Source organism: Mesorhizobium sp. WSM4821 (assembly GCF_055901555.1).
On sequence record NZ_CM148371.1, the window covers coordinates 4,221,554 to 4,244,350 of the forward strand.

Consider the following 22,797-nt stretch of genomic DNA (forward strand, 5'->3'; position numbering starts at 1 on the left):
TCCGTTAGGAGGACTGATGAGGACGGACGATCCTGGGCGGCGGTTCAGTCGCGCGTTCAAGTTGACGGCGGTTCAGCGAATGGCTGCCGGGGCCAATGTCAGCAAGCTGTCACGCGAGTTGGGGATTTCCCGCAAAGGCCTGTATCAGTGGCAAAAGCAGTTCCGCACGGGCGGAGCGGCGGCGCTGCGCGAAGTCGGGCGCCCGAGACGCGGCGCGGCAACAGGCCATGAGCAAAAGGGAGGCGACGCGCTGCAGTCTTCGTCGAGCGACGAGCTTTCGAAGGCCCTGGCGCGGATTGCGGAATTGGAGCGGCTTGTCGGACAGCAAGCGGTCGATCTCGATTTTTTTCAACAAGCCTTGCAGCACGTCGGGAAAGCGCGCCAGCAGAGCGGCGCGCCTGGCGGGACGGCATCTACACGGTCATCGAAGCGATGATGGCGTCCGGGCTGCAAGGCCAGATCAGTGTGGAACGGATGTGCCGGCTGGCTGGGGTGAGCCGCGCGGGCTACTACCGCCATTGGCAGGCGATGGCGCCGCGCAGGGAGGAAGTGGGCCTGCGCGACGCCATCCAGCGCCTGGCGCTCGCCAACCCGCATTACGGCTATCGCAGAATTGGCGTGCTTTTGAGCCGGGAAGGCCGGCTGGCCAATCACAAGCGCGTGCTGCGGCTGATGCGGGAGGACAATCTGCTGTGTCTGCGCAAAGCGCCCTTCGTGCCGATGACAACCGACACCAGGCATGACTGGTGCATCGTGCCCAACCTGGCCCGAGGCCTTCAACTGACCGACATCGACCAGCTCTGGGTGGCCGACATCACCTACGTCCATCTCGCCGAGGAGTTCGCATTCCTGGCGATCGTCCTGGACGCCTTCAGCCGCAAGGTCATCGGCTGGGCGATTGCGACCCACCTGAAAGCGGAACTTGCCATTGCGGCGCTCGACAAGGCGATTGCGGCACGTCGGCCGGCACCGGGAAGTGTCATTCACCATAGCGATCGCGGCGTCCAATACGCCTGCGCTGACTACGCGGCACGACTTGCAAGCCACGACATCCAGCCGAGCATGAGCCGGATCGGCAATCCTTATGACAATGCCAAGGCCGAAAGATTCATGAGGACCCTGAAGGAAGAGGAGGTGGATGGCCAAGCCTATCGCGACATAGACGATGCAACGACAAGGATCGGCGAGTTCATCGAGGTGGTCTACAACAGGCAGCGCCTGCACTCTGCCCTCGACTATCTCTCGCCGGACGCATACGAGACCAGTCTCATGCAACTACGGCAAAAGACACCAAACGCAATCCACAACAAGGAGAACTGTTACTGATTACTGTCTCACCGAAGGGGTGCAGTCCAATAGGTAACACTTTTGGCTTTTACCGGAGGTGTTGATGCCGTGGAAAGAGTGTTCGGTGATGGAGGAACGTCTTCGTTTCGTGGCTCGCCTTCTCGACGGGGAAGGTATGAGCGATGTGTGCCGGGAGTTCGGGATTTCGCGCAAGACCGGCTACAAGATCTTCAACCGCTACAAGGATGAGGGCCTGGAGGCGCTCACCACCGTTCGCGGCGGCCGGTGCGCTATGCCAACCAGCTTCCCGACCAGATCGAGCGGCTGATCGTGGAGAGCAAGCGGGAGAAGCCGCACTGGGGCGCCAGGAAGATACGCGAGCTGCTGGTGCGCAAGCTCGCCGGCGACGTACGCGTCCCGGCCAGGAGCACCGTTCACGCCGTGCTCGACCGCCACGGCCTTGTGAGCCAAGCCCGCAAGAGGAACCGGGCGAACAAGGCCGTGGGCACGCAACTGTCCCAGGCGGTTATGCCCAACGATCTGTGGTGCGCCGACTTCAAGGGCGAGTTCAAGCTCGGCAACCGCCAATACTGTTACCCGCTGACGGTCACCGACCAGGCTTCGCGTTACCTGCTTGCCTGCGAAGCCCTTGAATCGACAAAGGAGGTTCCGGTCCTCGAGGCTTTCGTCCGGCTCTTCAAGGAACGCGGCCTGCCCGTCGCCATCAGAAGCGACAATGGCCTGCCCTTCGCCAGCCCCAACGGCCTTTACAACCTCTCGAAGCTATCGGTCTTTTGGCTCAGGCTCGGTATTCAAATCGAGCGCATCAGGCCCGGTCACCCGCAGCAGAACGGCCGCCATGAGCGCATGCACCGCACCCTGAAGCAGGAGACCACGCGGCCGCCGGGCATGAACGCCCTCCAGCAGCAGGCCCGGTTCGATGCTTTCATGAGCGAATTCAACGACGAGAGGCCCCACGAGGCGATCCAAATGAAAGTGCCAGCCGAGCTCTACAAAGCTTCTTCAAGAGCCTATCAAGGCCTCCCCGAGCTGGAATACCCCTTCCATGACAAGGACATTCTCGTCACCGCCTGCGGCCGCATCTGCATGCACAGGAAGAAGATAAACGTCTCGACCGTGCTCGCCGGCCAGAGGCTCGGAATCACCGAAGTCGACGACGGCATTTGGCTCGTCAGCTTCATGCACTATGATCTGGGATATATCGACTTGGAACAAAGGACCTTGCAGACCATCGACAACCCGTTCGGCACGAGGTTGTCACCCATGTCTTAGGTACAAACTGTTACCAATGTCTCCGGGCCGTACATGAAATATCTGGTACGCCCAAGGGGAATCGAACCCCTGTTACCGCCGTGAAAGGGCCCCTATACCGACCTCCCGTTAGCCAGCGCTAGCCCGCACAAATCACCGTAACCAATTGATTTCAGGAATTTTTCGGCACCGGCCATACGCAGGGGCTAGCGCTGGACCGCCCCGGTATATTACCCTGATGTTACCCCGATTGGGCTGGGGCGGAGGTTCTATGTATGGCCAGAACAGTAAGAGACGCTAAACTGGAGACTAGGACCGCAAGGGATCGGGCGGTCACCATCGCAGCCAAGGAGGCACGCGACCGGGCAAGGAAAAAAGGAAGGTCGCAGGACCAAGCGGAGGACGTTGCGATCTGGCGCACTCTCGTCCCCGGCGAGCTTCACCTGGGGTATCGACGGAGGCGCGTGGGAGTCCCCGGGAAATGGGTGGTTCGACGATATCGAGGCGGCTCCGACGGCGCAGGAAGCCCCTACCAGAAGGAGACGCTCGGTCTCGCCGACGACTATCAGGACGCTGATGGCGAGACCGTTCTTTCCTACGCCGACGCGCAGCGCCGTGCCCACAACTGGGCGGCGACCTCGAAGCAGGCGACGGGCGGCTCCCCCCGGCACCCCACCGTCGCCGACGCGATGAAGGACTATCTCGCCTTCCTGGAGGCCGAGCGTAAGACCGCAGGGGAGGCCGAGCGGCGCTGGAAGGTCCACATCGAACCGGAGCTTGGCGGCCTGAGGGTCGAGGATTTGACGACCGACCGGCTGGTCCGCTGGCGGGACGAATTGGCGGCCACGCCCGCCCGGATCAGAACCCGCAAGGGTAAGGAGCAGCGCTATCGTCCGGCCCCGACCACGCCAGGGGAGGCGCGCGCCCGGCGCGCCACCGTCAATCGCACGGTTACGATACTGAAAGCCGCGCTGAATCGGGCCTTCAAGGCTGGCCGAGTCAATGACGACCTCGCGTGGCGGCGGCTGGAGCCCTTCGGCAATGTGGACGTGGCGCGCCCCGGCCATCTGTCGGTCGCGGAGTCGCAGCGCCTGATCAACGCGGCGGACGCGGCCAACGGCTTCCGCGACATCGCGCACGGCGCGCTGCTCACCGGATGCCGCTACGGCGAACTCTGTCGGCTGCTGGTCGGCGACTTCCAGCGCGGCCGGATCGTCGTGCGGGAGTCCAAGTCCGGCAGGCCGCGCGATGTTCGCCTGACGGAGGAGGGGGTGGCTTTCTTCACGGCGCTGACGGCCGGTCGGCCTGCCGGGGAGCATCTGTTCCGCCGCGCCGACGGCGAGCCATGGGACAAGAACCATCAGTCGCGGCCGATGCTGGACGCCTGCGCGGCGGCCAAGATCGTGCCAGCGGTGGGCTTCCACGCGCTGCGCCACACCTACGCCTCGCTGTCGGTGATGAACGGCGTCCCGCTGCTGGTCGTGGCCGGCAACCTCGGTCACGCCGACACGCGCATGGTGGAGCGACATTATGGCCACCTGACCGAGGACTATCGCGACGAGGCGATCCGCACCAGCGGGCCGCGCTTCGGGCTGGCGACCCCCGGCAACGTCATGCCGATGGAGGCGAGGCGATGACGTGGGTGAAGCCAGCGTGGCCTTTGCACGACGACGTGAGCGGTCTGTCGGCGCTGGCCGACTGGGTGGAGTGGCGTTTTTCACTCCCAACTGAGGGAGGCGGCGATTTTCTCGAGAAGGGAACATGGCTCAAGGCGAGCGAGCGCGCAGCTCTGTTGACTGCGCTTGATGGTCATGGCAAAAACCGCTGGCTTCCAGTCGCGCAGACCCTGCGTGACGCACCGTCCGCGCGCATGATCGAGGTCGTCGCCGATCTAGTCGAATTCAATGCCCTCTCTTCCAGGGCGAAGCTCGACCCGACGGACCGGAAAGAAGCGTTAGGCATCGCGGACTACCGAAGAGTGGTTAGGAAGCTTCTTGAACAAGAGTATCCTGCGGAGCGGGACACTATAGTCGGAAGGATGGCCACTCGCGTAGTTGCCAAGCTTCACGACCGCAAAGAACCCACGGTCTCAAAGATGAACAAGCTCGCCAAGGACTCGCGGCGCAACCGACTCGCGGCGCTCCGTCGCCGGATAGAGAAGGACCCGATCATCGGATAGCACTCTAAGGGTATCACACGTGCGCGCCCGATAGCCTGCAGCCGCCCGTGCGGGCCATAGTTAGTTTCGGTTAATTATCGGAGCTAACGCAATGAATCTAAATCCGAACTACAAGCCGGGGGACGACCTCGAAGGGGCGGTCTCCATCCCGGAGTTCTGCCGTCGCTTCGGAATCTCCGACCCGACCTACTACAAGATGCGCGCTCGCGGTGAGGGGCCCCGCGAGCTTCGCATGGTCGGGTCCGTCGTCCGCATCAGTCCCGCGGCCATCCGGGACTGGATACGCGACCGCGAGGACCCCGTCAACTCGGCGAAGCAGCGCGTCAGCCTGAAGGTGCGCTCGGACAACGCCACCAGTGGCGCTGGTCGTTGAGGGCCGTCGCGATGGACAGTAGAGAGCGAAGAGAGCGCACGCGACTGGCGCGGCGCGTGGACGGCACCGACTTCGAGCGGGTGGCGGCCGACCAGCGGGTCTCCGGCGGCACCAGACTGACGGTCGCCTGCGGGGACGGCACGATCTTTCACATCTACCGGCTGGGGTGGGATGGCGACATCGTCGTGCCGGGCGAGCACGGGGAGCTCTTCCGGCGACCGCAGGACCCGGTTGATCGGGGGCAGCTCGCCCGTGCCCGACTCGTGGCGGCGTTCGAGCGAACCCAGCAGCGGGCGACAGTCCGCGCTAACCCGGCGTGTCCGACCGACGGCGAGGATGCGGCGCTCCTGTGGGCCGCCGAGGACGGCGACCATGCCCTCCTTCGGTCGGCCGGACTCGACCCGGCGGCCGTGCTCGACATGGACGAGCTGCCCTCGGCGGGGGGTGGGGCATGAGTGCGGCTCTCAAGGTGGTAGGCGACGAGCCGACCCACGCCCAGCGGATGGCGGAGTTGTTTGCCGGGGCCGAGCGCGCCTATCGGCTGCTCGGCGTCACCCCCGGCAAACACGGCGAGAAGGCCAAGAAGGACTACGGCAGGGACATCCCCACTCCGTACGGCCTCGAAGACTGGCAGCGTCACCTCGACGGCGAGGTCGGTCTGGTCGTGGTGCCGGTGCGGGAGGACGGAACCTGTGCGTTCGGGGCAATCGACATCGACGTCTATGACCTCTCGCTGTCGGAACTCTTGAAGGATGTCGAGCGGCGGAAGCTTCCGCTCGTCGTCTGCCGGTCCATATCGCGCGGGGCCCACTTGTACGCCCTCCTGTCCGAGCCGACCCGAGCCGTCGAGCTTCGGCCCGTGCTGAAGCGGATCGCCGCGCGTCTCGGACATCCACAAGCGGAGGTGTTCCCGAAGCAGGACAGGCTCGATAACAACGGCAGCGGCATCAACATACCGTACTTCGGCGGCGACGATACTGATCGCTATGCAGCGAAGAAGGGCGATCTGGCGATGTCCGTGGCCGAGTTCCTGCATGTTGCAGAAAGGGCGAAGACGACCGCCGCCGATCTGGCGGCGCTGGCCACTTCGGGCGAGGACGATCAGCCGCTTGCGGCCACACGCGAGGACGCCGAGGAACGGCTCAGGTACTGGTGCAGGCAGGTGGCAGTGGCCGCGCCGGGCGACGCCAACAACCAGTTGGCGGCCGGAGCGTTCGACCTCGCCCGCTACGTTCGCGATGCCGGTCTGCCCGAGGCCGAGGCGCGGAGCCAGCTTCGCAATGCGTGGGCGGTCAGGAAGCCGGGCTGCGAGGCCGAATTCGACGCCCTCTGGCAGCGCCAGTTCGACGCCGGTGCGCGCAGGGGCTCCTCGGCGCTGCGGCAGTCGCACCGGGGGCTACCCGTGTTTGAGCGAGTCTGGATCGAGACTGACGACGGCGAGGCCACGTGGCGCATCCAGATCGGCGGACGGGAGATGGTCGCGACGGCGCGCGAGGTGATAAATCAGCAGAAGTTCAACGAATGCTCGCTGGCGCAGATCGGTCGAGCGTTTCACCTCGTCAAGGATCGCAATCGGTGGATCGATCACGTCAACAAGGCTGCAGCGAACGCCGAGCCCGTCGTGCTCGACGCCGGGGTGTCCGCTGCCGATCAGTTCCGCGAGGTGCTGGAGGAGTTCCTGACCAACCGTCACAGGGGCGAGACGCGCGATGATCTGCTCGTCGGCCGACCGTGGGAGGACGAGGAGCGAGGGGTCCATCTCTTTCGACTGCCGAACTTTATCGAACACCTCGGGCGGCAGAGAAGCCGCTTCGCGACCGAGCCGAACCGCCAGATGGGGCGGCGCATCCGGGGGATGGGCGGCGAAGCGTTCAACACGACCATCAAGGGAAAGAGGGTCAGTCTTTTCAGCATCCCGGCGAGCCAGTTCCAGCCGATGCCGGAGGCGGACATTCCGCCACTGCCGGGGGAGCAGATATGAGCGCCCGAACCCGAACCGTGGCCCGCTACTACCCGTATGGCGCGCGTATGAGCGTACGGGAAGTATTGGAGAAGTGGCCGAAACCCGACGTTTATAAGGCGTTGGGCGCGTCCACTTCTCGTACTTCCGGTACTTCCGGTAAAAACGCGCGCGGTGTGCGGTCCTCGGCACTGGGCAGTATGAACGTCAACGGGACGGCGACTCTGTGGCCGGGGTTACTGTGTGCGCGCAGTGTGCGAAAGCACGGTTCAAAATATCCTTTAGCCGCGCGCGTTACCGGAAGTACCGGAAGTATGAGAAGTGGGTACACGTAACGCATTATAAACGCTACGCTTTTTTCACTTCTCCAATACTTCCGCAGGCTCGCGAACCGCGCTTTACGAGTAGTGGAGGCTTCGGGTCCTCCCGGCCTGCCGCCGCGCCGTCCGGGCAGGCCGCCTCGGCATCCGCTGCTGGCGCCGCAGGCGGACCGCAGGGCGGGTTTACCGGCGCGCCCGATACTACCCTCGGGCGGCGGGGGCGAGCGCCTGCGACCCGTTTACGGCGCCAGCAGCCGGCACCACTCTAGAAGCAACTGGAGACAGCGCGATGAATGAACTGGACGGGCACCTCGTGGTCGCGGAGGTCACCCCCGTGTGGCGGTTCCACGACGGCGTTCTGGCTACGATGCACTTCCGGACCGAGGAGTGAGCGAGCGTTGGGAGACGCTGCAGGCGGTCTATCGCGGCGGCGTGACGATGCCGCTGGAGATGCAGCCGACGCGGTAACGTTCATGCGGCGGATCGGGTCGCTGCTAGGTTTCCTCCCCGACATGCCGCCCTCGCAGCGCTGGCGGCTGATGGTGACGATGGGTGCCGCGCCGCGCCGGGCCAGCCTACGACGCACCTCGACCCGCTGGCGATGGCTGGAAGGGTGATCCCCCGGTGCCGCGCAGGCTATCTAGTCCACACGATCCCGCCCGGCGAGGCGATACGGCCGCAACTATGAGACTATTTTATCTTGGAAGCAGCCTTCGCTCTGCGCAGAAGATGCTGGGCGACAAGGATCGCGTCGAGCGCGTGTGTGTGGTCGTCTATCCAGTCGATTTCGTGAGCGGTGGGATTTCTTATTCCGGTAAAGGCACCGGAGAAAAGAAAGTGATAGCCCTTCTGCTCATCTATTTCCGACGCCGATGTGCGCTCCGACCAGGCAAGCAAGGGATCGTTAGGGGAGAATACCTCATTCATCAACTTGGTGCCGGATTGCTGCTTATTGTCGACTTTCTCCTGGATGAATTTGTCCAGCGCTTTGAAGCTTTCGTTGACCGCTTGATTAAAAAATCCGGATTCAAATAGGTCTTGAGAAACCTCGATAATTTCGGGTTCCGTGACCAGTTGCGCGAAGAGAAACTCCTCCTTAGCTTCCGCGGACGCCTGCCCCCCGGGGAGCAATAACAACCTCGGAGCCGGAAGCGATAGTTGGCTTCCGCCGAGCCCTATCTCCCGAATGTATTCCTGCAGCGACCGCAGCCGGTGGAGAAACTTGATATCAATCAAAATATTTGCTCATCGCGGCAAATATTGCATCGATCTGCTCAGCCGAGGCGTCTGCGGATATGTGTATCTGTATGTTCACGTTCAAATCGGGGCGGCGAGAGCCGCGGGGGGCAGGGGGGCTACCCGCGACCTCTTCCTGAGCAACCACCCGTTGTCGCTCTTCTCTAACCCGCCGGGGACGTTCCGCAGGCTGATCTTTCCTTCGGCGCTCCCCGGACTGCGCGCCCGCTGCCGCGGCTGGACGCGGAGTTTCAGTCGCGGAAACTCCCTTAGCCAGCATCATGTAGGTGGCTGCCTTGTTCTTCGCAGACCCTTCCCCCAATCCTTGACCCATAAACCAGCGCACGATTTTATTGCGATCCAAGGCGTCTCGTGGCGCGAGATCAAGCAGGGCTTCAGGATAGGGGCCCTTCAATATTTCGGCGATCACCTCTTGGTCATCGCCGTCATTGCGCCAACGCCCGGCGAGGTCGGTCGGTTGGCCCTCGCCTGTAATGATGCCTAGTTTCTGAAGCTCTTTTTGGTATTGCTTGGCGGCCGTCGGTTGAACGTTAAGTTCAATTGCCAAAACACCGTCGTCTAGCTTCCGACTAGGCTTGTTTCTAAGAATATTCCAAACACCCCGCCAAACAGTAGCCGGTATTTGAGGGTATCCATTTTCCCCAGCCATCTTTAATCCCCGTTCATGATCAAATCATCGGACATTCCCCGCCTGCAACCATAGTGTCAAGGCGTTAGAAATTGCGTCCACTGAAAGTTGCAAGGCGATATGTGGTTTACCAGTCTTTAATGAGACTCGGTTGAACTTCATAATCCCTCCATTTCTCCGCCACCAAGGCAACCGACCTCGTCCTCACAACCCGGGACCGACCGCAGCCGACCTTCCGCCCCATCAAGGCGGTAACAGACTGCCTGCACTAGTTAGGATTAGCTAACAAACTCAAATACTTACAACCGAATGCTAGGCTATAATAGCCCCCGTCAGTTAGTATGGAGGTTAAAATGGCCCCGAAATACCCCTCCGCTCGCCACGCTGCAGCGCCGGTTCGCCGACCCGCTGGCGGGGGCCAAAGTACCTCCGCCGAGGGTCTGGCGCTGAAGACTTCCGGCGTCGGCGCGGACGATCGGATTCGCGTGCTGCGGCCCTCCGCTGTCCGCTTCTATCAGGATGGCATGACCGTCCGTCAGTTCATGGACGCGGTGGGCGACCCTGCCGCCGCCCTGCGGCAGCTCTACCGCAGCTGCAAGTCGGGGTTGGTCGGCGTCCAGTCCGGCGGGCGGGCGCGGAAATGACCACGTCGCAGGCCTCCGGGGTTCCCCCGGTATATCCGGCCACCCACCGAACGCGGATCACCAACGGCAAGGACCTTCTGCCTGGCGTCGATGGCCGAACGTTCTGGGTTCGCCGGGTGCGGGACGTGATGGCGCTGCACATATCCGATCTTGGCGGCGTGGATGCTTGCAGCGAGGCGGAGAAGAGCATCGTCAGGCGGGCCGCCGCGATCACGGTGGAGATGGAGCGGATGGAGCGCGTGTTTGCGCTGGCCGGGGATGCCGGCCCCGATCTCGACTCCCTCAGCCTCTACTCGCGGCTGGCGAACACGCTGCGTCGGCTTCTCGACATGAACGGCCTTCAGCGCCGGTCTCGCGACATCACGCCAACCATCGACGAGTACCTGAGCGAGGCCGCCGAATGAACATCCTTCGCGCCTGCGCCGACCCGAACCTGTTCGGTCGCTGGTTCCGCCACCGCCCGACCTGGGAGGTTTGGTTCGCGTTCCTCGCTGCTCTCTTCGGCCTGCCGATGACGGACGATCAGGCGGCGCTCTACCGGCACCACACCGGGCGCGCCGTGGCGCCTAGCGAGGCATCGTCTGAGGCGTGGCTGGTGGTCGGTAGGCGGGGAGGCAAGAGCTTCGTGATGGCGCTGATCGCCGTCTATTTGGCCTGCTTTCGGCAGTACCGACAGCACCTTCAACCCGGAGAGTGGGCCACCATTCTCGTGATCGCCGCCGATCGGCGTCAGGCTCGAACCATCCTGCGCTACGTCCGCGGAATGCTCACCAACATCCCGATCCTCAAGGCGACAATCCAGCGCGAGACGGCAGAGGCCTTCGACCTGACCAACTCGGTCACCATCGAAGTCGGCACGGCCTCGCATCGTTCGACGCGCGGGTACACCTTCGCTGCCGTCCTTTGCGACGAGATGGCCTTCTGGCGGACCGACGACAGCGCCGAGCCGGACTACGCCATCCTCGACGCCGTGCGCCCCGGCATGGCGACGATTCCCGGCGCGATGCTGATCTGCGCATCCAGCCCATACGCCCGACGCGGCGCGCTGTGGGACGCCTTCCGCCGCCACTGGGCGCAGGACGGCGCGCCTCTGGTCTGGCGCGGGACGACCCGCGAGATGAATCCTTCGGTCGCGCAGTCGCTGATCGACGAGGCCGTCGAGCGGGACGCCGCATCGGCCCGCGCCGAGTACATGGGCGAGTTCCGGGCCGACATGGAAATGCTCGTCACTCGCGAGTGCGTTGCGGCCTGCGTCTCCCCCGGCGTTCGAGAGCGCCCGCCGATCCCGGGCGGAAGGTACGTCGCTTTCGTGGATCCGTCAGGCGGTAGCGCCGACAGCATGACGCTGGCCATTGCGCATGCCGAGGGCGACGACGCCGTTCTGGATGCCGTCCGCGAAGCGATACCACCTTTCTCGCCCGAGGCCGTCGTCTCAGCCTTCGCCGCCCTGATCCGCTCCTATGGGATTCGTTCCGTCATGGGTGATCGCTACGGGGGCGAGTTTCCGCGCGAATTGTTTCGTCGCTACGGCGTCGACTACCGTCTGTCCGACAGAAGCCGCTCCGATCTCTATCTTGCACTTGTTCCCGCGATCAATTCGCGCCGCGTAGACCTCCTCGATGTCACTCGTTTGGAGAGCCAACTAATCGGGCTGGAGCGGCGGACCAGCCGGAGCGGGCGTGACATCGTGGATCACCCCCCGGGCGGCCACGATGATCTGGCAAATGCCGTCGCGGGAGCCCTGACGATGGCGAGTTCAGCGGCCAAGGCGATTGTATTGGTCGGATCAATCGGCGGTTACGGTGGCAGTGGGCTCATCTCTTGGCGCGAAGTAGGGGACGACCGACCGCGCGCATGGGTGCGCCGTTACCTGACCGAAGATGAAGCCGGGGGGCTGATGCAGTGACCCGGGACCGAGTTTCTTGAAGAATGCGATTTCAGCATGGCGACTGATCTTGCATCAAATGAAAGGATTTCCAAATGCCGAAACAGATCACTGAAATCGAGATCGAGGCTCGTATTGCGCCGGCGTCGGCCCGATGGCCAAGCACTGCAATACACTGGGAGAAGCTAAAGGAGGCCGTGGCCGCCGCGCGTGCTCTGATCACCGCCGTTGACGCGAACTGTCGCGCGGTGGAGCAGGACAGTGACCTCAGTCCGGAGGGCATCTATCGGAAGCGCGCCGACATCGGTCGCCGTGCTGTCGGAGATCTTTCTGAATTCGTGCCGCTCCGCTCGGCCGAGAGCGCGGTTAGCAGGGCCGTTGCGGTGTTCGAGTCGGGGATGGTGGACCTTCCAAAGCCCCCCTCCGGCATAGCCGAAGTTGCGCTCGCGCAGGAGCTCCGCGCCCACGTACGAGCACAGGAAAATCCCACTGGTTTCGTATTGAACCATCTAGACGATGGGCGGGTGGTTGGGGCCGTGCTGCACGCCCCCGGCTTTCTCTCCGGGCTTAAGGACGAAGGACTCAACGTGATCAGAGATCGAGCGAGATCGGCTCTGCACCCCGAGCAGGTCCAGCATCGCAAGGAGGCCGAGGAGGCTCTTGAGGTGCTGCGGAAGGGGATCGCGGCAGCCCAACGGATGATCCTGGCCAGAACGGAAACGCGCATCGACCGAGACGATAAGGTCCGCGGCATTCGAGAGCCAGTGCCGAGTGGTATTGCGGCCTGAATTGGCGGGGCAACACTAGTCCGATAGTGAATGTGGGGACAGTCGGGCGGCGCGCATCGTTAAGTAAGGAGGTCGAGGTAGCCTGTGTCACCCCTCGACGCGAGGTAGTTGATGGCTTCGGTGACGACCGCAGCCGTTGTGGGCGATCCCGTTGCAAGACCGTTCGTAAAGATCGTGCGAATGCTGGCGCGCTGACCCGTGTAAACCCAGCTTTCTAAATGGCGGTTCTTGACGAGCGCAGACAGGACTTCGGCAGTACGATCTGGATAGTCCGGCGAGAGCTTCACTAGCCGTTCCATCACACTAGAGGACGCATCTGGCGCAAAGCCCGCCTCCGACATGGAAAGCAATTGGTCCATGAGCCATTCTGCGGGTATCCCCTCACGAAAGAAAAATGACCCAATCGCGCCTACTTCTTTGCGGAAATAGTCTGGCGTTGCGGATGCCTTGGCCTCTTCGAGTCGACGATCCCAATAGGAAAAAGCTCGCCCCCGCGCATCTTCGGCGATCTGGTCGCGCGGGAGCTCGAGTATGATACCGAGGAACCAAATCGCGTGCTGGCGTGAACGAGAGGGCGCCGTGTCCCAGAAGAGCCGGAACACCTCATCGGGAAGCGCGGCATTCAAATAGAGAATGACCAGATACTCGGGGAGGCGAGTATCGATATCGTGTCGATCGCGTCCTGATGGATCTTCGGTGAGACGTTTGATTTCGGTGACATAGCACTCGCACATGGCCGGAGCGAGATCCACGATCGGACGGTTGTCAGCACAAAGATGGGCGAGCCAGGCGGCATCGCAGAGCAACAGGTCGTCGTCTGGAAATAGGGTAGCCATGTGTTGGGCGAGCCAAGATTCGGCGAAGTAGTGAAACCAGTTTAGGTAGCGACCTAGAATCGCGCGAGGGATACGTCCATCCGGGGAGCGATCGGTCAGCTCAGCCTCAAAGACTTGCCGAATGGCAGGAAGCTTAACGAGAGCTTCGCGTGGCGATCTGCCGACCTCACTTTCATCGTCCTTGCTAAGCCACAACATGAGAAGAACGCCAAGCTCGGTCGCTGCTCCGCGCCATGTCGATTGAGCACCAAAGTGCGGAGAGCTACGGTAGCCCTCTTCGAAATTCTCTGTGTCCGGTTGCCGTGGCGCTGTGCGATATAATTGGAGGATGAGCTCTTCCACGAGCCTGGCGTGCGCGAACGGAATTCCTTCGGCCCCTCGGCGTAGACCGGAAGCGAGCAGTTTGATCGCCGCCTTTTGGGTCCATGACCAATCAGGGTCGTCGCCCTCTATGCTGCTCGGTAAAGGCTGACAGCAGAGCCGCCCGACGGCTTCAATGAGAACCAGCGTGCTCTTCCAATCCAAATCATTGTTATTGGTCGAAGCGCCGGTGAGCCCCTCGAGGAGATGACGCACGTAGATGGGTGAAAGTTGCACAAAGAGCTCTGCACTGGCCGAATACAAAGCCGCATTGCCCTCCGCCGCTTTGCGCAACTGCCCCGCGAGCGCGGTCGCCGTTTCGCGCTTCTCACCAGTTGGCTGCCGCCAGGTGCGCAGAAATGTGACGATCTCATCGAGGGGACGGGTATAGAAATCGGGCGCGGCGAGCGGGATTTTCTCGGGCTCGTAGATGCGCCGCCGCCAAGCATCGGGATCGCCGAGTTTTTCTACACGTTCCCGTCGGTCGGTGGGCAAAACCTCTCGCCAATGCCACAACAGATCACGCACGATCGATTCATCGTGGTTTTGTTGTTCTTCTTGTGTCGGGGGTCTCTCTTCATGTTGCTCAAAGCGTTGGTTGAAGCGATCGCGATATTTTTCAGGCATCGAATCGACGTAGGCCAAGATTTCTTGCTGAACCGTCGCAGGTAAAGATGGAAACCATGCGCGTGCAAGCTCTCCGTATTCAATCCGGCACCACGTTTCCTCAATGAGATCGCGGTCAGTGAGACAGGCTTGTGCAACGTCAGGTGCCCCGGCCGGATTAAGTGAGAGCACGTGCAGGGCGATCCGGGCGAAGAGCTTCGGGGAATGATTGCGGATGCGCATTACGGTATCGCGCGTGCAGGCGGGGTCGGCTTCAATTGTGAGCTTTGATGCTCGAACAATTTCGCCAATAAGCCCGTCAATCACGTCGTGCTTGGGTCCGTGCTCTGATACCTCGCCCGAGGTGTAATACGAATAGTCGTGGGGCGGATTGTCTTTCACCTTGCCACTGATGTGCAACGCCTGATCCAAAAGGTCAGCAAGCAACGCCACTGCCTCGACCTTGCAGACGGGGGCGATCGCTTTGACCGCCCCTGGCAAGTGATGCTCGTACATATGGCGAGGGAAAAGCGTGGTGAGCCCTTCGTCCTCCGAAAAGACCTTGAAAACGGCACGTGCCACCCGGAGCGCGGCGGAACCTTCCCCGCCCTGCGCGAGGCAGCTAATTAGGTCGTGTGGCGCCTGCGCAAAGACGAAATGGGCGTCGGACGTCAACCATCCTTCTGCAAGTCCCACCAATGGGGCTGCTTCACCCGGCGGCAACGCCGCCAAAATTTCGATGCCCATTTGCTGGACGTCGGGATGCGAGGATCCAGCTACATTGCGAAGGGTATCGGCGACAAGTGCGCGAGTTTCGGGGTCAATAGATTTTGCCATGCGCAGCAAATAGCGAGCTGCGGGCCATTGGCGCAGGAACAAGCTGTCGTCGCCGGCCTGATCGGTTTGCGACAGCGGCGCGGCAAGCAGATTTCGCTTTGCCAGTTGCGGCAGCCAGTCCGGTGTTTCGAGTTTGTCGAAGAAATGCGAGAGCAGCGGCAGCGCTCCCGGAACTTCCTTTGAAAAGCTAGTGACCGCCGCGCCGCGATCTGGCATCGCGACCAACTGGTCGATCCGTTGCATAAACGCGGCGTACTTTCCCTGAAGGGCGATCATGAGGCCGCGGACAACGGTATCAAATGGCGCCTGCCATGTGGCACGGAACGCATCATTGACGACAAACGATTGGTCAAGCGCGCGGCCGCCATGGGCCTGGCTATGGGCCTGAGAGATCAATTTCCAGGCGCGCGCGATGTCGCCATCCGGGGCGAGGCCGAGACGGGTTACGATCTTGTCTATCTGTTGCTTGTGGCTCAAACGTGGGCGCAATTGATTGCTGGCGCGCTGAATTTCGTCATCGCTGTATCCAAGCGCTTGCAGTTGGACTTTAGCCTTCCCAATCCTTTCGATGTCATCCGATGACGGGGTGACCGAAACTTCCATCGGAACTTCGAGCGTTTGCCGCAAGATCGATTCCAGTTCACGCAAAGCGTGGGCAGCGATGGGGCTCGATACACGTAGCGGAAAGGCTCCAGCGGCCAAGCGGCAAAAATCAACGTAACGGTCCGCGATACGTTTGCCGAGCAGTCGGTGGATCAGCACTGTTGTGTTTTGCTGTTCGGGCGAAAGATCGAACGTCTTGATCGGCTCTTCCATCAGAGTTTCGTCCTGACCCAATCGGGTTCTGCGGCCTCGGCGAGTTTGCCGATCTCGCGCCGTATGCCTTAAGAATTATTGCTCCCCGTGCTCGCCTGAACTAGCGCTACAATCAAAACACGAATCGTACCACTTCGGCCCGGGAACCAGTTCCTCGACGGGAGACAAATCAAAAGCGACGCCGGTGCCGACGCGCGCAAAGTTGGATGCCCGAATGCCGGTCCAAAAGAGAGCCAGATTCCTGTCAGCGGTGCAAAGCTGAACCAGCTCGCCCGGGAAAAATCCGAACACATAAATTAGCATCTCAAGCGAGCGTAAATCGGCTAGCGCGTTGTAAGCGTCTTCCTCGCAATAGCCCTCCTTGAATTTCAAAAGCTTCTTCGCCGGGCTACCGCTGTTAGGAATAGCGACCGAGCTTAAAGCCGCGAGCACGACCAGCGAACTGCGAGAAACGCCACATGCGTCGGCGCCGGCTATCACTTCGTTCCAACGCGCCTGCATGTTCCTCCTGCTGACCGGTGACGTAAGCCCAGGAGCCACGCGTAGTAGGAAACGCTGCTTTCGTTCGAAGCCAGAGCGGGCCTCCTCAATAAGGCCCATCGCACCCTGCAGACTCCCAGGACCGACCACCAACTTGGCGGCCGGAAGTGCCGCCTGCAGCTTTGTCACAGCCTCATCGAGCTGGGAGCGTAAAAGCTCCGGCGACGGGATGCGTCTGGCGTTGCCTTCCATGGCGAAGAGCAGCGGATTGATCCGTACAGGCCGGTCGGCGAAAAGGTCAAGGAAGTCCGGCTCGGCACCGACGTTCTTGCCGCCATCAAAGCGCCCGATGATCTCAGAAACGACGTTACGATCCACCAAGACCGTCATGCCAAGGCGGGTCGCGGCTAGCCCGGATGGCAGCCAGCCGCCTTTAACGAGACCGATCGCGCGTGATGTGAAAACGCTCTGAAGCGTCGCTTTCACGGTGTGTGTCTTGCTGTTGTCCAAGCCCTCAATGTCGGTGTCGATCACCGTGGCGTTTTCCCACGTAAGCGGGATAGTGAGCTTCTCATGGAGCCTTGCCTCAGCCAGGTCAGTATAGCCGAGAGGCTGAACGTTCGCACCGGTGAAGGCGATTGTTCTACCCGGGGTACCGTCGTCCTGAGCCATCTCGCGGTATAGGACCGTCGACGCGTCGTCGGCGTCGTTCTCATTTGGAAGGCTCGGATTCGAAGTTACTAAAGCGCCGCCCATGCTTCATCTCCGCGAATTGAACGCCAGGTGGAGCGGAGGATTGGCCGCTGGGAAAGCCAGAAGACGACAGACTGGCGCGTCCATCGTCCTGTCCCTTATTACCCGGTTTTTTACCCACCGGGGACGATCTAACACTCTTGGAAAACCCAAGGTCCTATATTTACTAGGTAAAACTGGTACGCCCAAGGGGAATCGAACCCCTGTTACCGCCGTGAAAGGGCGGTGTCCTGACCGCTAGACGATGGGCGCGCTCAGATTGAGCGCTTATAGTTGCGTCGTGCCAAACCGGCAACCCGTCTGCTGCTGCCTGCGACAACTTTTTTCAATGGCCGCAAAACCGCGCATTTTGGCGATTCAATCGGTTCGGCGCTGCGTTGCAGGCCGTCCCGGACGTCTTCGTAAACCAGAGGAAGACCGGCAGCTACCGCCGGCGGCGGCAGCGCCAGTTCCAGTCGCGCTCGGGACCGACGTCGATGTGAACGGATGCGGTGTGGCAATAAGTGCCGACGCCGCCGCGCCCGGGCATGCTGCGGACATAGCTTGCCAGTTGCGATTTCGAGACGCCCGGAACCTGGATGTCGGCGGCGGCGCAATACATGTGCAGCGAATTCTTGGCGCCGTTGGCGCGGCGGTTGCGGGCCGGGTCACGGTAGCCGGAGGTGACGATCATCTTCTTGCCGTAGTGGCCCTCGATCGTCTTCAGCACGCGGACCAGTGACGGCTTCAGGCAGGCGACGTCGACATTCTCGGTCTGCCTGAGGAGACCGTTGGGCGCCAGCCGGGCGAGGCCGGCGGCGGATGCCACCTGATAGGCGCCGCCTTCATCCTCGTTCAGATCGACGTCGCTGTCGTCGTCGAGGCCGGATTTGCGCTTGATCTCGAAGAGCGCGGTCTTGCGCACGCCGGGCAGCGCGTCGTCGGTGAAATGGCTGGTATCGCCGATCGAAGCCAGTTGCACAGGCTTTTCAGCCGATTTGGCCGAGGCCAGCGTGATCGTCGGCTTCGCCGCCTCCGCCTTGGGTTGGGCGGCCACCGGGTGCTCGCCCGACCTGTTGTTGGCCTGCGGAGCAGGTGCCGCCGAGGCGGGCGTGGCGCTGAACAAAGAGGCGAAGAACCCCTTCTTCCTTGGCGCATAGGCTTGCGGCTGCGGCTCTCCGGCGGTCACATAGACCGGATTGTTCATCGCCGGCGCGGCGGTTTCGGCCTTCTTCGGCGCGGCCGTGCCGGCATTGGCCGTTTCCGTCTTCGGCGCGTCAGCGTCGGCCTGTTCAGCCGCCTGCGCGGGCTGTTCCTGTGGCTGCGGGGTCTGGCCAGCAATCGCCTCCGCGGCGGGAACGGCGACCGGGAAGCCGGCATCGGACCTGGCTCCGCCCTGGGTCCCCGGCTTGGCCACCGGCACGTAAGCGACCTGCTCGGGAAGGGCTGCGTCGCCCTCGGCGGTCATCGTCATTTGTGAAGTCGTCATCTGCGAGGACGAATCAGCGGCGACCTGTTGCGTGCCCGCGGCCGTGCTATTGTTGGTGGACGAGGCATTGTAGCCAGGCATGCCGACGGACATTGTCGGGTCACCGGCCGAGGTGCAGGACGCCAGGAGCACGGAGAAAAGCGCTGCCGCAATGGCGCGGCGTTCTCCCTTCGCGAAGCGCGATCCCGCTGATTTCAAAACAAAATTCCCCCTCGATGTCCGGCCGGTACGTCATTGGCTCGGCGTTGAAACGTCCCGCCGAAATAATCCTTGTCCCGAACCGGAAACGAGACCTGTGTCAAAAAGGCAAGCCTCAAAGTAATTCGATGGCTATAGGTGAATCGAGGCTACCTAAGGGTTGACGACACCATTTCGCCCTCTTTGGCAGGCACGTCAACTCACCACACATTACAAGACGTTACACACGCACCTTCACATAGGTGCCTGGCGCATCACCCAGGGTTTTCATGTGCTTGCCCGGTTCGCGGGCCGGCACGCGGGTATCGTCCTTCGCCTCGATCCATCGTTGCCAGTGCGGCCACCAGGAGCCGGGATGGTTCGTGGCGTTGGCGAACCATCGATCGAAGTCGCCGGTTGGCTTGCCGCCGGTCCAGTAATGATATTTCTGCGCCGCCGGCGGGTTGACGACGCCGGCGATGTGGCCGGAGCCGGCCATCACATACTCGACTTCGCCGCCGAAGTATTTCGAGCCGAGGAACACCGAGAGCGCCGGCGCGATGTGATCTTCCTTCGAGGCGAGGTTGTAGACCGGGATGGTGATGTCAGCGAGCGAAACCGTGCGGCCGGCCAACTCCATCATGCCCTTCGTAAGCCTGTTCTCGAGATAGCAATTGCGCAGGTAGAAAGAATGGTTGGCAGCGGCCATGCGGGTCGAATCGGCGTTCCAGTAGAGCAGGTCGAAGGGCAGGGGGTCCTTGCCGCGCATGTAGTTGTTGACGACATAGGGCCAGATCAGGTCGCCGGAGCGCAACATGTTGAAGGCGGTCGCCATCTTGGTGCCGTCGAGATAGCCTTTCTCGTTCATCGCCTTTTCGACGGCCGCGACCTGCTCCTCGTCGACGAACACTTTCAGGTCGCCGGCATAGGTGAAGTCGACCTGCGTGGTGAAGAAGGTGGCCGATTTGATGCGGTGGTCGCCTTCCTGCGCCATCAGCGCAAGGGCCGCCGCCAGAAGCGTGCCGCCGACGCAATAGCCGATGGCGTTGACTTCCTTTTCGCCGGTGGCCTTTTCGATCGTGTCCAGGCCATATTGCAAGCCCTCCCTGATATAGGCCTCCCAACCCTTGGTGCCGTGCCGCTCGTCCGGATTGATCCATGAGATGACGAAGACGGTGTGGCCCTGCTCGACGGCCCAGCGGATGAAGGATTTTTGCGGGTTGAGATCGAGAATGTAGAATTTGTTGATCCATGGCGGGCAGATCAGCAACGGCCGCTTGAGCACGGTCTCGGTCGCCGGATCGTACTGCAGGATCTCGGCGACATCGCTGCGGCCCACCACCTTGCCGGGTGTCATGGCCAGGTTCTTGCCGATCTCGAAGGGCGAATAATCGGCCTGCCTCAGTTTCAGGTCGCCCTTGCCGGCGGCGATGTCCTCGGCCAGCATCTTCATGCCGCGCACCAGGTTTTCGCCGTTCGAGGCGATGGTCTCGCGAAACAGCTCCGGGTTGGTCAGGATGAAATTCGACGGCGAGATGGCGTTGGACACCTGCTTGACGTAGAAGCTGGCCTTGTGGCGGGTGTGCTCGTCCAGGCCATCGGCGTGCTCGACCAGCTCGGCCGCCCAGCGCGAGGTGACGAGATAAGCCTGCTTGAGGAAATCGAAGAAAGCGTTGCGGCCCCATTCAGGGTCCTGGAAACGCTTGTCGCCGCCCTCGGGCTTGACCGCGTCGTCGGTATCTTGGCCGCCGGCGCCGATGCGCTGGATGGAGTTGGCCCAGACGGTCATGTAGCCGGAGAACAGCCGCGTCTGCGCCTCCAGCGCGCGCTGCGGATCGGAAAGCCAATATTCGCTGAGCTTGGAGAAGGTTTTCACCATGTCGACGACCGGCTCGGCGACATGGTCGCGCACCTCGCCTTTTTCCCGCGGCTCGGCCCATGCGGAAGCCGCCTTGCCGGCCTGCTCGATCATGCGTGCCATGTTCAAGGCGAAGCGTTCCGGGTCCTTCACCAGATATTGCTCGACGGTCGAAGCCTGGTCATCTTCCGCTTTGCCCGAATCGGGTCTTTTGGACATGGTTCGCGGGGTTCCTCCCGAAGCGTTTTCTTGACATATTATCATGGGACATCCGACAGGGTCCAACGCGCTCTACCCCGGCTGCCTAAGGAAACAATATGACGATTAATATTGGCGAAACTGTTTTTTCCGGCACTGGTCGTTTTTGCCGCATGGGCGCGGCGGTCGTCCTGCTGGCGATCGCCGGCTGTTCGAGCACCAACACCGAGGGCACGGCACCCGCCGCCAGCCTCGTCGAAGGGCCAAAGGACACCGGCGCCTATCCGAACCTGAACATCCCGCCGCAAGTGGCGGCTGAGCAATTCACCGAGGAGGAGAAGAGCGCCAAGCTCGCCCAGTTGAAGGCCGACGGGCAGGCGCAGGGTGCCCGGGGCGGCGCGGTCAGGGCCGCGAACACGGCGGCGCTGAACACGCTAGCAAGGAAGCACGGCGCCGATGCACTGAAGCAGATCGAGACCAATTGCGATCCTGCCCTCGACCCTACCTGCAAATAGGGTTATATCGCGCGACCGAAAACCACCTTTGTCTGGAATTGACATGGAAGAATTTCACAAGGTCCGCCGGCTTCCGCCCTATGTCTTCGAGCAGGTCAACCGGCTGAAGGCCAGTGCCCGTTCGCGCGGCGCCGACATCATCGACCTCGGCATGGGCAACCCGGACCTGCCGACGCCCAAGGCCATTGTCGACAAATTGTGCGAGGTGGTGCGCGATCCGCGCACGCACCGCTATTCGTCGTCGCGCGGCATTCCGGGCCTGCGCCGCGCCCAGGCCAATTACTATGCCCGCCGTTTCGGCGTGAAACTCGACCCGGACACGCAGGTGGTGGCGACGCTGGGTTCGAAGGAAGGCTTCGCCAATATGGCGCAGGCGATCACCGCGCCCGGCGACGTGATCCTGTGCCCCAATCCGACCTATCCGATCCACGCTTTCGGCTTCATCATGTCGGGCGGTGTCATCCGCTCATTGCAGGTGGAGCCGGACGACGGCTTCATTCCGGCGCTGGAGCGCGGCATCCGCCATTCGATCCCGAAGCCGCTGGCGTTGATCCTCAATTACCCGTCGAACCCGACGGCGCAGGTCGCCTCGCTCGATTTCTACAAGGACGTGGTGGCCTTCGCCAGGAAGAACGACATCATCATCCTGTCGGACCTTGCCTATTCGGAAATCTATTTCGACGGCAATCCGCCGCCCTCGGTGCTGCAGGTACCGGGCGCCATCGACGTCGCTGTCGAGTTCACCTCGATGTCGAAAACCTTTTCCATGCCCGGCTGGCGCATGGGTTTTTCCGTCGGAAACGAGCGACTGATCTCGGCGCTGACCAGGGTCAAGTCCTATCTCGACTATGGTGCCTTCACGCCGATCCAGGTGGCGGCCGCGCACGCGCTCAACGGTGACGGCGCCGATATCGCCGAAGTCCGTGACATCTATCACAAGCGCCGCGACGTCATGGTCGACGCCTTCAGCCGCGCCGGATGGACGGTTCCGGCGCCGGCGGCGTCGATGTTTGCCTGGGCGCCGATACCGGAGCCGTTCAAGCATCTCGGTTCGCTCGAATTCTCCAAGCTTCTGATCGAGCACGCCGATGTGGCGGTGGCGCCGGGTGTCGGCTTCGGTGAGCATGGCGACGATCACGTGCGCATCGCACTGGTCGAGAACGAGCACCGGATCCGGCAGGCGGCGCGTAATATCAAGCGCTTCCTGGCGTCCAGCGCCAAGCAGCCCGACAATGTGGTGCCGCTCGCCGCGCATCGCTGAGTTGCCCGATATCACATCGACCAAATCCTTGAGGGGCGT

Annotated in this window: 20 protein-coding genes, 1 tRNA gene and 1 pseudogene; 15 read left to right on the forward strand and 7 right to left on the reverse strand. The window is 62.1% G+C overall.

Translation table 11 applies throughout. From position 1 onward, the window contains the following. Nucleotides 1–79 precede the first annotated feature (79 nt). The 9 genes and pseudogenes from AC0NID_RS20475 to AC0NID_RS20515 all read left to right on the forward strand — a co-directional run bounded on the left by AC0NID_RS20475 (nt 80) and on the right by AC0NID_RS20515 (nt 8,008). On the forward strand, nt 80–436 hold the full coding sequence (locus tag AC0NID_RS20475) for a helix-turn-helix domain-containing protein (protein WP_474033315.1): 357 nt from the start codon (nt 80–82) through the stop codon (nt 434–436). After that, nucleotides 436–1,326 carry an IS3 family transposase gene (locus AC0NID_RS20480; protein WP_474033314.1) on the forward strand — a complete coding sequence of 297 codons (891 nt, stop codon included), beginning with the start codon at nt 436–438 and terminating at the stop codon, nt 1,324–1,326. Before AC0NID_RS20475 ends, AC0NID_RS20480 begins: the two co-directional genes overlap by 1 nt. A gap of 64 nt (nt 1,327–1,390) precedes the next feature. Then, a pseudogene (locus tag AC0NID_RS20485) lies at nt 1,391–2,580 on the forward strand (IS481 family transposase). A 464-nt stretch (nt 2,581–3,044) separates the two neighbouring features. Next, on the forward strand, nt 3,045–4,196 hold the full coding sequence (locus tag AC0NID_RS20490) for a tyrosine-type recombinase/integrase (protein WP_473458280.1): 1,152 nt from the start codon (nt 3,045–3,047) through the stop codon (nt 4,194–4,196). After that, on the forward strand, nt 4,193–4,738 hold the full coding sequence (locus AC0NID_RS20495) for a hypothetical protein (RefSeq protein WP_473458279.1): 546 nt from the start codon (nt 4,193–4,195) through the stop codon (nt 4,736–4,738). The genes AC0NID_RS20490 and AC0NID_RS20495 overlap by 4 nt, the downstream gene beginning before the upstream one ends. A 91-nt stretch (nt 4,739–4,829) precedes the next feature. Then, nucleotides 4,830–5,111: a helix-turn-helix transcriptional regulator gene (locus tag AC0NID_RS20500; protein ID WP_473458278.1), complete on the forward strand. Its 282-nt coding sequence runs from the start codon at nt 4,830–4,832 to the stop codon at nt 5,109–5,111. 56 nt (nt 5,112–5,167) lie between these two features. Next, nucleotides 5,168–5,566 (forward strand): hypothetical protein, encoded by a 399-nt coding sequence (locus AC0NID_RS20505; protein WP_473458277.1) that lies wholly within the window; start codon nt 5,168–5,170, stop codon nt 5,564–5,566. Then, entirely contained in the window at nt 5,563–7,092 is a 1,530-nt protein-coding gene (locus AC0NID_RS20510; protein ID WP_473458276.1) for a TOTE conflict system archaeo-eukaryotic primase domain-containing protein, read from the forward strand. Before AC0NID_RS20505 ends, AC0NID_RS20510 begins: the two co-directional genes overlap by 4 nt. Nucleotides 7,093–7,789: 697 nt before the next feature. Next, complete coding sequence (locus AC0NID_RS20515; protein WP_473458275.1) at nt 7,790–8,008, forward strand: hypothetical protein; 219 nt, start codon at nt 7,790–7,792, stop codon at nt 8,006–8,008. A gap of 73 nt (nt 8,009–8,081) precedes the next feature. Here AC0NID_RS20515 and AC0NID_RS20520 read toward each other — a convergent pair whose 3' ends face one another. Together AC0NID_RS20520 and AC0NID_RS20525 are read right to left on the reverse strand one after the other, a co-directional pair. Beyond that, nucleotides 8,082–8,627, reverse strand: a complete 546-nt coding sequence (locus tag AC0NID_RS20520) for a TIGR02391 family protein (protein WP_473458274.1) — start codon at nt 8,625–8,627, stop codon at nt 8,082–8,084. Beyond that, nucleotides 8,620–9,297 carry a hypothetical protein gene (locus AC0NID_RS20525; RefSeq protein WP_473522333.1) on the reverse strand — a complete coding sequence of 226 codons (678 nt, stop codon included), beginning with the start codon at nt 9,295–9,297 and terminating at the stop codon, nt 8,620–8,622. Before AC0NID_RS20525 ends, AC0NID_RS20520 begins: the two co-directional genes overlap by 8 nt. 332 nt (nt 9,298–9,629) lie before the next feature. Here AC0NID_RS20525 and AC0NID_RS20530 point away from each other — a divergent pair, with 332 nt between their 5' ends. The 4 genes from AC0NID_RS20530 (at nt 9,630) to AC0NID_RS20545 (ending at nt 12,593) form a co-directional block, all read left to right on the forward strand. Beyond that, nucleotides 9,630–9,920: a hypothetical protein gene (locus AC0NID_RS20530; RefSeq protein WP_473458272.1), complete on the forward strand. Its 291-nt coding sequence runs from the start codon at nt 9,630–9,632 to the stop codon at nt 9,918–9,920. Further along, nucleotides 9,917–10,324: a hypothetical protein gene (locus AC0NID_RS20535; RefSeq protein WP_473458271.1), complete on the forward strand. Its 408-nt coding sequence runs from the start codon at nt 9,917–9,919 to the stop codon at nt 10,322–10,324. The genes AC0NID_RS20530 and AC0NID_RS20535 overlap by 4 nt, the downstream gene beginning before the upstream one ends. Continuing rightward, nucleotides 10,321–11,826, forward strand: coding sequence for a terminase large subunit domain-containing protein (locus tag AC0NID_RS20540; protein ID WP_473458270.1), 1,506 nt, complete (start codon nt 10,321–10,323; stop codon nt 11,824–11,826). Before AC0NID_RS20535 ends, AC0NID_RS20540 begins: the two co-directional genes overlap by 4 nt. 74 nt (nt 11,827–11,900) lie before the next feature. Further along, on the forward strand, nt 11,901–12,593 hold the full coding sequence (locus tag AC0NID_RS20545; protein ID WP_473458269.1) for a hypothetical protein: 693 nt from the start codon (nt 11,901–11,903) through the stop codon (nt 12,591–12,593). A gap of 59 nt (nt 12,594–12,652) precedes the next feature. On the opposite strand, the gene AC0NID_RS20550 is transcribed toward AC0NID_RS20545, so the two are convergent. The 5 genes from AC0NID_RS20550 to phaC form a co-directional block, all read right to left on the reverse strand. Next, nucleotides 12,653–16,048: a hypothetical protein gene (locus AC0NID_RS20550; protein WP_473458268.1), complete on the reverse strand. Its 3,396-nt coding sequence runs from the start codon at nt 16,046–16,048 to the stop codon at nt 12,653–12,655. 75 nt (nt 16,049–16,123) lie between these two features. Further along, nucleotides 16,124–17,284 (reverse strand): hypothetical protein, encoded by a 1,161-nt coding sequence (locus AC0NID_RS20555; RefSeq protein ID WP_473458267.1) that lies wholly within the window; start codon nt 17,282–17,284, stop codon nt 16,124–16,126. Nucleotides 17,285–17,458: 174 nt separating this feature from the next. After that, a tRNA-Glu gene (locus tag AC0NID_RS20560) sits at nt 17,459–17,533 on the reverse strand. Between the two features lie 172 nt (nt 17,534–17,705). Continuing rightward, nucleotides 17,706–18,842 (reverse strand): YcbK family protein, encoded by a 1,137-nt coding sequence (locus tag AC0NID_RS20565; RefSeq protein WP_473458282.1) that lies wholly within the window; start codon nt 18,840–18,842, stop codon nt 17,706–17,708. A gap of 325 nt (nt 18,843–19,167) precedes the next feature. Next, nucleotides 19,168–21,003, reverse strand: coding sequence for a class I poly(R)-hydroxyalkanoic acid synthase (phaC, locus tag AC0NID_RS20570; RefSeq protein ID WP_473458266.1), 1,836 nt, complete (start codon nt 21,001–21,003; stop codon nt 19,168–19,170). Between the two features lie 98 nt (nt 21,004–21,101). Here phaC and AC0NID_RS20575 point away from each other — a divergent pair, with 98 nt between their 5' ends. After that, nucleotides 21,102–21,497, forward strand: a complete 396-nt coding sequence (locus AC0NID_RS20575) for a hypothetical protein (protein ID WP_473458265.1) — start codon at nt 21,102–21,104, stop codon at nt 21,495–21,497. Between the two features lie 43 nt (nt 21,498–21,540). Beyond that, nucleotides 21,541–22,758, forward strand: coding sequence for an LL-diaminopimelate aminotransferase (locus tag AC0NID_RS20580; RefSeq protein ID WP_473458264.1), 1,218 nt, complete (start codon nt 21,541–21,543; stop codon nt 22,756–22,758). Nucleotides 22,759–22,797: the final 39 nt, after the last annotated feature.

Bases quoted from the DNA above. Each gene is read 5' to 3' on its own strand.
- AC0NID_RS20475 (WP_474033315.1), top strand. From the start codon at position 80: ATGGCTGCCGGGGCCAATGTCAGCAAGCTGTCACGCGAGTTGGGGATT.
- AC0NID_RS20480 (WP_474033314.1), top strand. From the start codon at position 436: ATGGCGTCCGGGCTGCAAGGCCAGATCAGTGTGGAACGGATGTGCCGG.
- AC0NID_RS20495 (WP_473458279.1), top strand. From the start codon at position 4,193: ATGACGTGGGTGAAGCCAGCGTGGCCTTTGCACGACGACGTGAGCGGT.
- AC0NID_RS20500 (WP_473458278.1), top strand. From the start codon at position 4,830: ATGAATCTAAATCCGAACTACAAGCCGGGGGACGACCTCGAAGGGGCG.
- AC0NID_RS20510 (WP_473458276.1), top strand. From the start codon at position 5,563: ATGAGTGCGGCTCTCAAGGTGGTAGGCGACGAGCCGACCCACGCCCAG.
- AC0NID_RS20525 (WP_473522333.1), bottom strand. From the start codon at position 9,297: ATGGCTGGGGAAAATGGATACCCTCAAATACCGGCTACTGTTTGGCGG.
- AC0NID_RS20530 (WP_473458272.1), top strand. From the start codon at position 9,630: ATGGCCCCGAAATACCCCTCCGCTCGCCACGCTGCAGCGCCGGTTCGC.
- AC0NID_RS20535 (WP_473458271.1), top strand. From the start codon at position 9,917: ATGACCACGTCGCAGGCCTCCGGGGTTCCCCCGGTATATCCGGCCACC.
- AC0NID_RS20540 (WP_473458270.1), top strand. From the start codon at position 10,321: ATGAACATCCTTCGCGCCTGCGCCGACCCGAACCTGTTCGGTCGCTGG.
- AC0NID_RS20545 (WP_473458269.1), top strand. From the start codon at position 11,901: ATGCCGAAACAGATCACTGAAATCGAGATCGAGGCTCGTATTGCGCCG.
- AC0NID_RS20550 (WP_473458268.1), bottom strand. From the start codon at position 16,048: ATGGAAGAGCCGATCAAGACGTTCGATCTTTCGCCCGAACAGCAAAAC.
- AC0NID_RS20555 (WP_473458267.1), bottom strand. From the start codon at position 17,284: ATGGGCGGCGCTTTAGTAACTTCGAATCCGAGCCTTCCAAATGAGAAC.
- AC0NID_RS20565 (WP_473458282.1), bottom strand. From the start codon at position 18,842: ATGTCCGTCGGCATGCCTGGCTACAATGCCTCGTCCACCAACAATAGC.
- phaC (WP_473458266.1), bottom strand. From the start codon at position 21,003: ATGTCCAAAAGACCCGATTCGGGCAAAGCGGAAGATGACCAGGCTTCG.
- AC0NID_RS20575 (WP_473458265.1), top strand. From the start codon at position 21,102: ATGACGATTAATATTGGCGAAACTGTTTTTTCCGGCACTGGTCGTTTT.
- AC0NID_RS20580 (WP_473458264.1), top strand. From the start codon at position 21,541: ATGGAAGAATTTCACAAGGTCCGCCGGCTTCCGCCCTATGTCTTCGAG.